Below are 12806 nucleotides of genomic sequence, written 5' to 3'. Positions count from 1 at the left end.
TCGAATATACTGACAATATAGTTCCAAGCCAATTCGAAAAGGAGGTAAATGATCCTTAGTTTGATGAGGATAACGTTGTTTTGACAGCGTTATCATTAATCTGCATGATATCACTTTTTGAGCATCTTGTCTTATGAATGACCAATTTAAATTAGGGGTGTTCCTATGAAAAAGTCAATATCCATTCTTCTGATCATGATGTTCTTAATCCTAACTGCTTGTTCCAATACAGATGACTCAAAGCAATCGTCCAGCAATACAAATGATAAATCGCAAACAGCTGAACCGGCGGCAGAAGCGAAAGCGGTTACACTTACAGTTATGCCAGTTTCGGTAGGAATTAACGAAGAAGATTTCAAACTGTTGTTCACAGACCCAGTCAAAGCGAAGTATCCGAACATTACCGTAGAATTGTTCAAAGGCCCGGAAGGAGCGACAATGGAAGAGCTGATCGCTGCGAAAAATACGCCAGACATGATGTTGATCTGGAACGGCGCCATGCCTTCTGTGAAGCGACATGAACTGTTCCAGGACATTACTCCTTATATTGAAAAAGAAGGCGTGGATATTAATCGTTTCGAACCGGTCGTTCTGGAAACGATTCGAAACGTAGCGGATAACGGCGAGTTATACGGACTGCCTTTTGCTATGCAGTTAAATGCGCTTTATTATAACAAAGAAATTTTCGATCAATTTGGCGTTCCTTATCCGACAGACGGTATGACGTGGGATCAAGTAACGGAGCTTGCCAAAAAAGTTACAGGGAAAATTGACGGTACGCAATATAGCGGTCTAAGTCCAGAGCATCTGGAGCGGTTATCATTTCCTCTCGGCATCGTTACGATTGATGAGAAGACGAATAAAGCCAGCATCAATAACGATCAATGGAAGCAAGTATTCCAAGCAGCGTACAATATTTACAAAATTCCGGGAAATGAGAAAGGTAATGAATGGGCATTCTTGAACAAAACAGGCGCGATGTTTGCTGGCTTTAATATATTCCCTAATTTAATGCAAATGTCAGCAGAAGGGTTTACGAACTGGGATGTTGTCCAATATCCAAGCTTTCCGGGGTATGAGAATACATACGGCATGGTTGACGCACACATTCTGACGATCAATAGTACGTCTAAGCATCCGGATGAAGCGATGAAAGCGATCAACGTTATCACATCTGATGAAGTTCAGAAGCTCAGCACATCGAAGACAATGCGCGTGACGACTCTGACAAGTCCGGAGGTCCAAAATGCTTTTGGCGCCGACAACCCTTATTTGGAAGGGAAAAATATCGCCGGCATCTTCAAAAGTAAACCTGCCCCAGCGCCTGTATTTTCTCCATTCAACGGAGACGGCATGGGAATAGCGAATAAAAAATTCGACGAATATTTGGCTGGAAAAGATCTGAACACGGCTTTGCGAGAAGCGGAAGAGGAAATTAATAAGGTGCTCTCTGAGAAGCAGCAATAAGGATAAGGGCTGTCCGGTAGGGCAGCCCTTGAAGTCCAAAAAATCACAAAAGACGTTCGCATTAAAAACCGAACGGGCGGCATACAACATGCAATCCAAAGCTGTGTCGGAGGTTATCATCATGCTGAATCAATTACTTGGCTTGCTATTCAGAAATCCGCTGTTGTTAATATACCCGATCGTATTGGATGGTCTTTCATTTATCGTGGGACTAATGATCGTGGGTTTTATCGGCACACCGTCATTATCCTATCGTCTTATTCTTGAGATGGGGCTTCCATCGATTAGTTATGTCAGCAATATCCCACAATTCGTTAACCAGCTGCAGTTTATGGGGGAGGCGGTTCCGATAAGTGCATGGATTGCTGTGTTGCTCATGCTGCTTGTCACGGTCTTTACTCAAGGTGGATATATTGCCTCCTTGCGAAATGCCGTCGAAGGGCAACCGATTTCATTACGACAATTTATAAGAGACGGGAAAAGTCACTGGGTCCGCTTCATCTTCATGTTTCTGATTTTCACGGCAGCAAAAACTGCTTTGACCACACTTCTGGTTGCGTTATTTAACGCCATTGGTTTATTCCTTTCCCTCGTTATAATTGTAATTCTTCGGATTAGGTATATTTATGTGGAATATTGTATCGTTATCGATCGATTGAATGTCGATGCAGCATTTCGACAAAGCCGTCGCTATGTTCAAGCTTCAAATTTCAAGACGTTTGGTCTCGTAGTTGTATTGTTCATTGCATCGGGTACGATTAGCCTATTGCTGCACTGGGTATGGAGTCCGGTTGCTGTCATGGCTGCTATACCGGTATGTGCAGTTGTCATTGGTGCAATACAACTGGCCTTCATGCAGCAGCTATGTCAAACCAAACAAACATTTTGATCATGACTATATAGGGGTATACAAAAAAGCGAGGGAGGAACATTCATTGTCGAGAATTTCTTTTAATCATGTTCATAAACGTTACGGGAAATTTAAAGAATATGCGGTAAAAGATTTTAACCTGGAAGTACAGGACCAGGAATTTCTCGTCTTTGTTGGTTCTTCAGGCTGTGGGAAGTCGACAACCTTGAGAATGCTTGCGGGATTAGAGGATATTTCGGAAGGCGAAATATATATCGGCGATACGATTGTAAACGATATGCCGCCCAAAGATCGCGACATTTCGATGGTTTTTCAGAACTATGCGCTTTATCCGAATATGTCTGTCTACGAGAATATTGCTTTTGGCTTACAGATGAGAAAGCTTCCTAAGCATGAAATTGATCTATCTGTAAAACGTGCTGCACGTGTGCTCGAAATTGAGAATTACCTGGATCGCAAGCCTCGAGAGTTGTCCGGCGGTCAGCGCCAGCGAGTTGCGCTTGGCAGGGCAATCGTCCGCACACCTCAGGCGTTTCTGATGGACGAGCCCCTCTCCAACCTGGATGCGAAGCTGCGCGTGCAGATGCGTTCGGAAATTATTAGACTTCATAAAAAAATCGGCGTAACGACGATTTATGTTACGCACGATCAGATTGAAGCGATGACGATGGGAGATCGTATTGTCGTGATGGAGAAAGGGATCGTACAGCAATTGGATACGCCCGAGAAAATATATAATCAACCAGCAAATCTGTTCGTTGCGAGTTTTATCGGCAACCCTCCGATGAACTTTGTTCATGGAAAATTGGAAGAGCACGACGGAGGACTAGAATTCCATACGAAGCGTTTCGCATTGAAGATAACTGAGAAACATGCTTATACATTAAGACGCCATAATTTGATCGATAGAGGGATCATATTGGGTGTCCGTCCGGAAAATATCAGCTTTGAAGAGATCATGTTGGAAGCGTCCCCCCATTCCATCATTATCGGGACGATGGAATTGAGTGAATTTGTAGGATCGGACCGCTATTATCACATGAATATTGGAATGGAGAAACATCTAATTGCCAGGGCACACCCCCGTTATCACTTTGATGACGGAATGAAAGCTTCCGTGTCCGTGGACATGAACAAGGCGTTGTTTTTCCATAAAGATACAGGGATTTTACTAACAGAGTAATGGAGGGGCTCGAGTGATGAAGATGGGATTTCGTACGTTTCAACGATTGTTACTCCTTATCTTAGCTGTTGCCCTAACAGGTGTTCCAGTGTTATCGGGTCAAGTGCAAGGTGAGCAAAATGCAGCCGATCAGGGCAGTGAAAATCGGGGCATTCAAGATGTTTCGACTCGCGAGCCCTATTACTATTCGATGGCGAACAAATGGGAGAATGACAATGCTCCGGCTGGAGCCCACGAAATCCAAATTGAAGCTAGATATTTCAGTGCGAAGTCGGATGATGCTGAAGTCTCTGTCGGCTCCTATCAAGGTGAAGATAACGTTCTTTTATGGTCTAAGCCAAAAGGTTGGGTGGAGTACGAAGTAAATGCAGAGAAAGAGGGTATTTATGAACTGGAAATCGACTATTTTCCATATATTTCAGCCGACGGGGGACACCGACAGTCGGTTATGATGAGTGTCCGGATCAATGGAGACTTCCCGTTCCGTGAAGCTCGTTCCATTGCTCTAGAAAGGCAGTTTGCTGAAGCGGGAGTGGAGAAATACGATGATACCGGCAATCAGCTACGCTCCTTGATCCGTGAGGAGACAAGCTGGAAAACGACTTCTTTTCGTGATTCGGAAGGAGCGTACAGCCAGCCATTGCTATGGCATTTGAATAAAGGGATGAATACGATTCGTATCGAAGCGGTTCGTGAGCCGGTCGCCGTGAAATCATTCCGTCTACAAGCTCCGAAAGCCTTGGATAGCTACGAAGATGTGAAAAAATTGTATCCTAACGTTTCTGCAAACGGAAACAAAAAAGTCGTTGCAATCGAGGGCGAGCAGTTCAGTTATAAAAACTCATCTTCCATTCAAACGCAATACGATCGCAGTCCGCTTACGAAGCCGGCATCGCTCGATCTGGTTCGTTACAACACGATTGGCGGCACGGGTTGGAATAAGGGCGGTCAAGCGATAACTTGGGAATTTGAAGCGCCGAAAGACGGCGTTTATCATTTGACTTTGCGTGCAAGACAAAACTTGCGAAAAAATATGTCCGTATTCCGTAATATTTATATCGATGGAAAAATTCCTTTTCAAGAAATGAAAAACGTTCAGTTTCCCTACAGCAGCGAATGGAAAGGAATGACACTGGAAAATCCGGAAGGGGAGCCTTATGAATTTTATTTCACGAAAGGAAAGCATTCGATCAAGTTGGAATCAACATATGAGCCTTACGTGCCGATTATCCTTCAAATCGACCAAACCTCCAAAGAGCTGCGCGATGTTGCCAGAGAGCTTCGCATAGCTACAGGAAACAGCAATGACCCATATCGGGTGTGGAACATCGATAAAGATATACCTGGAATGAAGGAAAGGCTAGACACACTGAAGACGCAATTTACTCAATTGACGGATCAAATGCTGGCTATTAATAAGGTAACCGACAATGTGTCGCAAGCATTTAAAACGAGCGCAAAGGATTTGGAAGAATTACTAAGAGACCCAAACGAAATTCCATATAGCCAATTGACGATTGGGACACTGCGAGAGAAGATCGAGACGCAGCGTAAAGATTTGATGGATACGCCGTTTCAGATCGATCGAATCTTTGTTTCGGAGCCGGAAGCGAAATTACCTAGAATGAAAGCTAACTTCTTCGAGAAATCGTGGAATATGACTAAATCGACATTGTATTCGTTTACAAATAAAAACCAGCTCAATAAGAATGCTGACGATGAGCTGAACATCTGGATGTTCAAAGGCCGAGACTACGTTGACGAGCTGCAGCAGTTGGCCAATGAGCGATTTACGCCGGAGCACGGCATTAAAGTTCGGATCAACTTGATTCAGTCTGCCGATTTGATTGTTCTTGGCAAGGCGGCGGGCATTTTGCCCGATATCGCGATTGGGGTTTCCAGCGGATCGATTTTTGATTATGCATTGCGGGACGCGATATACGATTTTAAGAAGTTCCCGGATTCAGAGCATCTCATCAATAAATTCCATCCGGGCATCATGCAGCCTTATCGCTATGACGGAGGAATTTACGGTATTCCGGAAACCAACAACTTTAATATCATGTTCTATCGAAAAGACATTTTGCAGCAGCTTGGTTTGACCGTTCCACAAACTTGGGATGATGTGTATAAGATGCTGCCAACACTGCTCCAGAACGAAGCCAACTTCTATGCGCCGCCGGACAACTACTCATTCTTATTCTTCCAGAAGGGTGTAGAGCTGTATACGAAGGATGGACTTTCGAGCGCATTAAACGAACCGCAAGCATTTGAAGCGTTCAAACAATGGACGGACTTGTACAATGTCTTCGGACTAGAGCGTCAAGTTAATAGTTTCTATCAACAATTCAGAGACGGTACGTTACCGATCGGGATCAGCGATTTCAACACCTATATGCAATTGCTTGTTGCGGCGCCAGAAATTATGAACGAGTGGGGAATTGCACCGATTCCCGGAACGAAACAATCGGACGGCACGATTGCCAAGTGGGCAGCAGGCGGAGCTCCAACGGCAAACGTTTTGTTTAACGACACACCCGAAGAAAAGCGTGAGCTCGCTTGGGAATTCATGAAATGGTATATGTCCGATGATATACAAACGGAATTTGGTTTAAACCTGGAGCAATATCGCGGGGAGTCGTTCCGTTGGAACTCGGCCAATGTTCAAGCATTCGCTAATATGCCGTGGAAGCAGGAAGATCTCGATGTCATTCTTGAACAATGGCAATGGATCAAAGAATATCCGAACGTTCTCGGCGGATATATGACCAATCGTGAGCTTGGATTTGCCTGGAACAAAGTAGCCATTGATCAGAAAAATCCTCGGATCGCTCTGGAACAGGCGATTAAAGAAATCAATCGTGAGATGAAACGCAAGCAGCAAGAATTTAATTATATCGATTCGCAAGGGAATGTGTTGAAAAAACTGGATATAGAAACAATTTCAGAACCTTGGAAAGGAGCAAAACTGAATGACAGATAATGCAACGATCCTTTCCGAGAAGTTGAGCGGTACTTCGGCAGTTGGAACGAAGCTGAGCATTTCGCGGCGAATCCAAGGTTTGATGAAAGAAATGTGGAAATACCGTCTCTCTTATGCGTTTATATTACCTTTTATGGCGATGTTCATCATCTTTATTATGATCCCAGTCGTGGCCGGTGTTCTGATTAGTTTCACCTATTTTAATGCTTTCGACTTCCCGACTTGGCGCGGCTGGCTTAACTATCAGAACCTATTCTCGCAAGATGTCGTATTTTTGCAGCATGTGCTGCCGAACTCGTTCAAATTTGCGGTTTTCGTAGGCCCTGTCGGCTACATACTTGCCTTCTTGCTTGCATGGCTAATATCGCAGTTGCCCAGTACGTTACGTACTTGGTATGCGCTTGCGATGTATGCTCCATCGTTGTCTGCCGGTGTTGCGATGACCGTCATATGGACGGTCATGTTTACAGGAGATCGCTCCGGTTATATTAACAGCTTTCTGATCAAGTGGGGCATTATCGATAATCCGGTCTATTTTTTGCTTGATAAAGAGTATTTGCTGAACATTATGATCGTCATCTCGATATGGTCTTCGATGGGGATTGGATTCCTGGCTATTTTAGCCGGTATTCTCAATGTCGACAAACAATTGTACGAAGCGGGTAAAATTGACGGGATATCAAGCCGTCTGCAGGAGGTATGGTATATCACGGTGCCGATGATGAAACCGCAGATGATGTTCGCGGCGATCATGGCGATCGTCCATACGATAAAGTCCGGCGGTATTGGAGTTCAATTGTCAGGCAGCAACCCGACACCGAATTATGCTGGCCAATTACTACTCGATCATATCGGCGACTATGGATTTATCCGGTTCGAGCTCGGTTATGCCAGTGCGATATCCATGTTCGTTCTTCTGTTGTGTTACGTGCTCAGTAAATTTTTTGGCTTTTTATTTGCGCCGAAGGAGGATGAATAATGCAGGAAAATCGCTTAATTGTGATGAAGCGAAGATTAACCATCAAGTGGGATGATTTCGTGCTAGCGATAAGATTGCTTGAGCGAGCACAGATCTGGATCGCCATTGTACTCTTGCCTCTTGCAGTATTCATGCTTCTTCCGCTCGTATACCTTTTCAACCATGCGTTCAAGCCGTTGCATGAGCTGTTTCTATTTCCGCCGACTTTTCTTGTCAGGGAGCCTACCAGCAGCAATTTTTCGGAATTGCTTGCCTTGTCTGAATCCACCATTGTCCCGGTATCCCGGTATATATTTAACAGCATTGTGGTAACATTTCTTTCTACCATAGCAATGGTTGTTACAGGTGCGATGTGCGCTTACCCGCTGTCCAAGCATCCGTTTCCAGGATCGAAAATCGTATTGGGTCTTATTATGCTGGCTTTGCTTTTTGCAACAGAGGCGGTTGCGATTCCTCGTTTTATCGTAATCCAAGGCCTGGGTATCATGAATACATACCTTGGCCACGTGCTGCCATTAGTTGCTTTGCCAGTCGGTGTGTTCCTGTTGAAACAGTTCATGGACCAGATTCCGAGCGATTTAATGGAAGCAGCCAAAATTGACGGCGCGCGAGAATTTACCATTTTTATACGTATCGTGATCCCGCTCGTCAATCCAGCAATTGCAACGATTTCCATTCTCGCTTTTCAATCCGCGTGGGGAAATACGGAGACATCAGCCTTGTTCATGCAGGAAGACGCAATGAAAACGCTACCTTTCTATATGGGCACATTAACATCCGGTCTTGCGAATTCTGTAGCCAGACAGGGAGCCGCTGCAGCTGGGGCATTGATCATGTTTATCCCACCTCTGGTAGTATTTATCATCTCTCAACGAAAAGTCATCGCGACGATGGCGCATTCGGGGATTAAATAAGCAGAAGAGAACGGAGGTAATGCCATGCTCAAGCATCTTGGAAAAGGGAAATATTCGCTTTTGCTCGTCTTTCTAATTTCTTTGATGGTATTCCCGATGGAAGCGATCGCCGATGTACCTTATCGGACGTTTACTAAAAACAGTTACGGACGTACGATATCGACACAACCCGCCTATACTCCGGCAGGTGTTCTGGCGCGTGAGATTCCAATCGTAAATGATAAGGGCGAGGTCGAGTATACAACGCTACAGCGGCCGCAGGATCTGTTTATTGCGCCTGGCGATGATATGTATATTGCCGATACGGACAACAATCGGATTGTTCATCTCAATGAGCAAGGTGAGCTCATTAAGATCATCACCGTGCCTGAAAGTCCACTGAAGCAGCCGCATGGCGTATTTGTTGCCGAGAACGGAGATATTTATATCGCCGATACGGGAAACAAGCGGGTTGTCCAATTGAACAGCCATGGCGAATGGATAAGAGAAATAGGCCGTCCGGAATCGCGGTATGTGAATGAAGCGTTTGTTTATGAGCCGACGAATATGGTTATCGACCAACGCGGATTTATATACGTCGTATCAAAAGGAAGCTTTAACGGCGTCATCCAGTTCAATCCAGAAGGCAAATTCGATAAGTTTTTCGGAACGAATAAAACGGAAGTCACTGCAATGGATATCATTCGCAGACAGTTTTATTCGAAGGAACAGTTAAGCCGGCAAGTTCGATTGCTGCCCGTTTCGATCCGCAACATCGATATCGATGCGCGAGGCTTCATTTATACGGTTTCCGGTTCCAAAACAGAGCAAATCAAAAAAATGAACATTCGCGGCGAAAATGTATGGAAAGATATCGAGTTCAACAAGAGAATGATATCCTTCGCCGACATGGAAAAAACGGATGACAAACTAGTTGCGGATATTACGGACGCTTCAGTAGACAGCAACGGCAACTTGACAATGCTTGATAAATCGCGAAACATCATTTCCCAATATGATATAAATGGAACGTTGCTGTTCTATTGGAGTGGACGGTCCGTCGTTGGAAAATCGCTTGTCGGATTAACGAGTGCTCCGGTTGCGGTAGAAAGCAATTCGAAAAGTCGTCTGTATATTTTGGACGAAGCGCTTAATCTCATCCAGGTGTATGAACCAACCGAGTTTGGTGCAGCAGTTCATGAAGCTTACAGGCTGATGCAGGAAGGGAAATATCCGGAAGCGGAGAAACATTGGGACAATGTGCTGAAGTTGAACGCGCACTTTTCCCCAGCCTATGAAGGACTCGCCCAGGCAGCATTTTTCCGCGGCGAATATGAGAGTTCGAGAGATGTGTTTAAGCTTGCAGGCAATGGTGGAGGATATTCCGATTCATTCTGGCAAATTCGTTTGCAGTGGTTCCAATCGAACTTCTCCACATTGGCTAACAGCGTGATTATCGCAGTTATCTTGTTATGGTTTTTCACTTACTTGAAGAAAAAATTCAAGTTCCGCGTCATCCCGGAAATGAGCAGGCTGAAAAGCCAGACATGGTACCAGCAGGCGAAGCATGTGTTTTATATTATGAAGCATCCGCTGGATGGCTTTAGCGATTTGCGTTTTTTGAATAAAGGCGGCTATATGAGCGCGTTCATTATTTTATTGTTAACAATCGGAACGATTCTTGTGAAGTCGTACTATACGAGCTTTACATTCAATCCGGTTCCGGTTTATGCCAAAAGTTCGACGTCTACGCTGACGATCTTCTTGGCATCATGGTTTTCTTGGGTCGTCTGCAATTATTTGATTGGTTCCATCCGGCAAGGAGAAGCAAGGTTTAAGGATGTATTCGTTGGAAGCTCATATTCGTTAGTCCCATTCGTATTGCTGGGGCTACCGCTGGCAGCTCTCTCGAATATATTTACGCTTAGCGAAGTGTCGATTTACAGCTCAGTCGGGACAGGAATGATGCTGTGGTGCGGACTATTATTTTTCTGGAATATCCAGGCGCTGCAAAACTATGGTGTCGGAGAAACGGTAGTCAACATTTTGCTTACGTTCTTAACGATGATTATCTTATGGGTCGTCATATTCATCTTGTTCGGATTGTTGTCTGAATTTTTCAGCTTTCTTTATACCATTTATCAGGAGGTGTCGATGTGATGCGCTTGTACCGCTCCGGTAAACTGCTAATAATCGCTGTGATTTGCATCATATCGGTGTCGATGCTCAGCAGCTTCATCTATGCAATGTCCGATTCTACGGATCGAACCGCAAAGGAAAAGTCTAGTGTTCGTATAGCCTCGGCTTCTAAGCCGAACGGAAGCTTACCGGACGAGACTCGGTTCCAGCCCATTGCCGAGAATAAAAAGTTGCAGCTTAAAGCTGACCCAGTCTCAGGGCACTTTACGGTAACAAGCAAACAAACAGGGGAAATATGGCGTTCCTTTCCGAATTCGAAAAATTGGCAGGATGAGCTGAATACCGATGCGTGGAAAGTTCATCTTGGCTCTCCTTTTATGTTCCGTTATTTGGAGTTCAATACACGCAAAGATTTGCTTATCGAATCGAACTTTAATGCGCAAGGAGGGACGGTCACAAGTTTTGAAAAAACGGATGGCGGTTTCAAAATCAGTTATGAGATGTCAGATATCGGCTTCATTATCCCGGTAGAAGTGAAGCTCGGCGAAGATTTCGTCGAAACGAAAATATTGGCGGAAGGTTTGGTCGATGAAAAGGTTTACCCGAAAGATATGAAGGATCCGAAGGCCAGACTGGCGTCCATTCGTTTATTCCCGTTTTTGGGCGCGCAGACGTCCGATGATGAGGACGGCTTCCTGTTCGTTCCGGACGGTCCGGGTGTGCTGCTCGACTTCAAAAAACATCGTATGGGTACGCAGAATCTATATTCGGAACGCATATACGGCGATGACTGGGCATACAGCAACCGCAACACGATGTCCGACCGCAATCCGGTATCATTGCCGGTTTTCGGGATGAAATCGAATAAACAAGCGGTACTCGGCGTCGTTGCAGAAGGCGAAGAGTATGCAAACATTGTTGCGGCGCCTTCAGGCTCTTTTAGCCAATACAACTGGGTGACACCCGAATACCAATATCGGTTTAAGTTTTTCCAGCCGACGGATACGAAAAGGCTTAACGGTTATTTGACTTATAGTCCGGATATTACGAAGTCGGATCGGGCGACTCGTTATTATTTCATCGATGAACAAAATAACCAAGAGATCAGTTACGTTACGCTCGCGGAACGCTATCGTACACATTTAATAGAGGAAATTGGGATGAAACCGCTAACGAATGCCAATTTGAAGCTCCAGCTCCATCTGCTTGGCGGCGATACGGAAGACGGATTTTTATGGGACTCTTACTTGCCGCTGACAACAACGGAAGAGGCCACCAAGATCGTAGAGGATTTACTCGCGGTTGGCGTGAAGGATATGGACATCTCTTATCTAGGGTGGCAAAACGACGGTTATAGCGAATACGGCGGCGCTTTCCCAGTTCCGAAAAAACTTGGCGGCAACGATGGGATGAAGAGGTTTGCCGAATATGCACAATCAAAAGGCCTATCGCTGTACCTTGACGCATCTTCCTATACCTTTAATAGCGGAAGCAAGGATGGATTCCGAAAAAAAAGGGACGGTCTTCGAGATCTGGGCTCCTCTATTATAGAGAGGAGAGGGACGGTTGTCAGTCCTCGATTTATGGAGAAAGTTTTTGTGGACGATTTGAAGGATGCGAAGTCGCTTGGGATCGATGGCTACCTCCTCGGTCAAGGAATCGGTAGTGTCTTAAATACGGATTATAACGAAAAATATTTGTCGACCAGAGAGCAATCCAAGCAAATTCAGGTCCGGTTGTTTGAGCAAACGAAAGAGGTGCTCGGCGATGTGCAAGTTGCAAGAGGCAACGCGTATACCATGCAATATACAAGTCATTTTCACAACCTGCCATCCACTTATTCTTATGATTTGTTTGTCGATCGAGTAGTCCCTTTTGCACAAATCGCGCTTCATGGCCTCACGACTTATTCGTTCGATTACGCGAACCTGAGCGATGACTACAGGGAGACATTCTTGAAAGGAATAGAATACGGCGCTGTCCCATCTTTCATCGTAACCCATGCTCAGTCCGAGCAATTGCTAAAATCGTTAAATTTACAACGATTTTACAGCACATATTATCGAGACTGGATTCAAGAGATTGAATCGCAATACAAGAAATTCGAAGAAGCGCTCGGCGATGTACAGGACAAGTTCATTACGGGGCATCGTGAATTGATGAGCGGGGTTTATGAAACGACATACAGCAACGGCAAACAAATTATTGTGAATTATAACAATAAGAAGGTTACTGTCGGCAGCCATGTTGTCGAGGCGAAAAATTACATTGTCAGCCAAGGAGGTTCGTAA

8 protein-coding genes are annotated in these 12806 nt (G+C 44.9%); all 8 read left to right on the top strand.

Features of this window, described 5'->3' with window-relative positions; translation table 11 throughout:
* Positions 1–165: 165 nt before the first annotated feature.
* The 8 genes from AC0YN7_RS17625 to AC0YN7_RS17590 are packed head-to-tail and all read left to right on the top strand — an operon-like array spanning position 166 to position 12806.
* Positions 166–1467: an ABC transporter substrate-binding protein gene (locus AC0YN7_RS17625; RefSeq protein WP_475811319.1), complete on the top strand. Its 1302-nt coding sequence runs from the start codon at positions 166–168 to the stop codon at positions 1465–1467.
* Positions 1468–1495: 28 nt separating this feature from the next.
* Positions 1496–2356 (top strand): hypothetical protein, encoded by an 861-nt coding sequence (locus AC0YN7_RS17620; protein WP_475811318.1) that lies wholly within the window; start codon positions 1496–1498, stop codon positions 2354–2356.
* A gap of 46 nt (positions 2357–2402) precedes the next feature.
* Positions 2403–3521 (top strand): ABC transporter ATP-binding protein, encoded by a 1119-nt coding sequence (locus tag AC0YN7_RS17615; protein WP_475811317.1) that lies wholly within the window; start codon positions 2403–2405, stop codon positions 3519–3521.
* A 16-nt stretch (positions 3522–3537) separates the two neighbouring features.
* On the top strand, positions 3538–6504 hold the full coding sequence (locus tag AC0YN7_RS17610) for an extracellular solute-binding protein (protein WP_475811316.1): 2967 nt from the start codon (positions 3538–3540) through the stop codon (positions 6502–6504).
* Positions 6494–7483: a carbohydrate ABC transporter permease gene (locus tag AC0YN7_RS17605; RefSeq protein ID WP_475811315.1), complete on the top strand. Its 990-nt coding sequence runs from the start codon at positions 6494–6496 to the stop codon at positions 7481–7483. Before AC0YN7_RS17610 ends, AC0YN7_RS17605 begins: the two co-directional genes overlap by 11 nt.
* Positions 7483–8397 carry a carbohydrate ABC transporter permease gene (locus AC0YN7_RS17600; protein ID WP_475811314.1) on the top strand — a complete coding sequence of 305 codons (915 nt, stop codon included), beginning with the start codon at positions 7483–7485 and terminating at the stop codon, positions 8395–8397. The genes AC0YN7_RS17605 and AC0YN7_RS17600 overlap by 1 nt, the downstream gene beginning before the upstream one ends.
* Before the next feature lie 24 nt (positions 8398–8421).
* Positions 8422–10536 (top strand): YIP1 family protein, encoded by a 2115-nt coding sequence (locus tag AC0YN7_RS17595; protein ID WP_475811313.1) that lies wholly within the window; start codon positions 8422–8424, stop codon positions 10534–10536.
* The gene (locus tag AC0YN7_RS17590; protein WP_475811437.1) at positions 10536–12806 is read left to right on the top strand and encodes a DUF5696 domain-containing protein; all 2271 of its coding nucleotides are present in this window, start codon (positions 10536–10538) and stop codon (positions 12804–12806) included. The genes AC0YN7_RS17595 and AC0YN7_RS17590 overlap by 1 nt, the downstream gene beginning before the upstream one ends.

Source organism: Paenibacillus sp. J31R122, from assembly GCF_056269185.1.
Note: the sequence above shows the minus strand (reverse complement) of the source record. Positions and strands in the feature narration are given on the sequence as shown.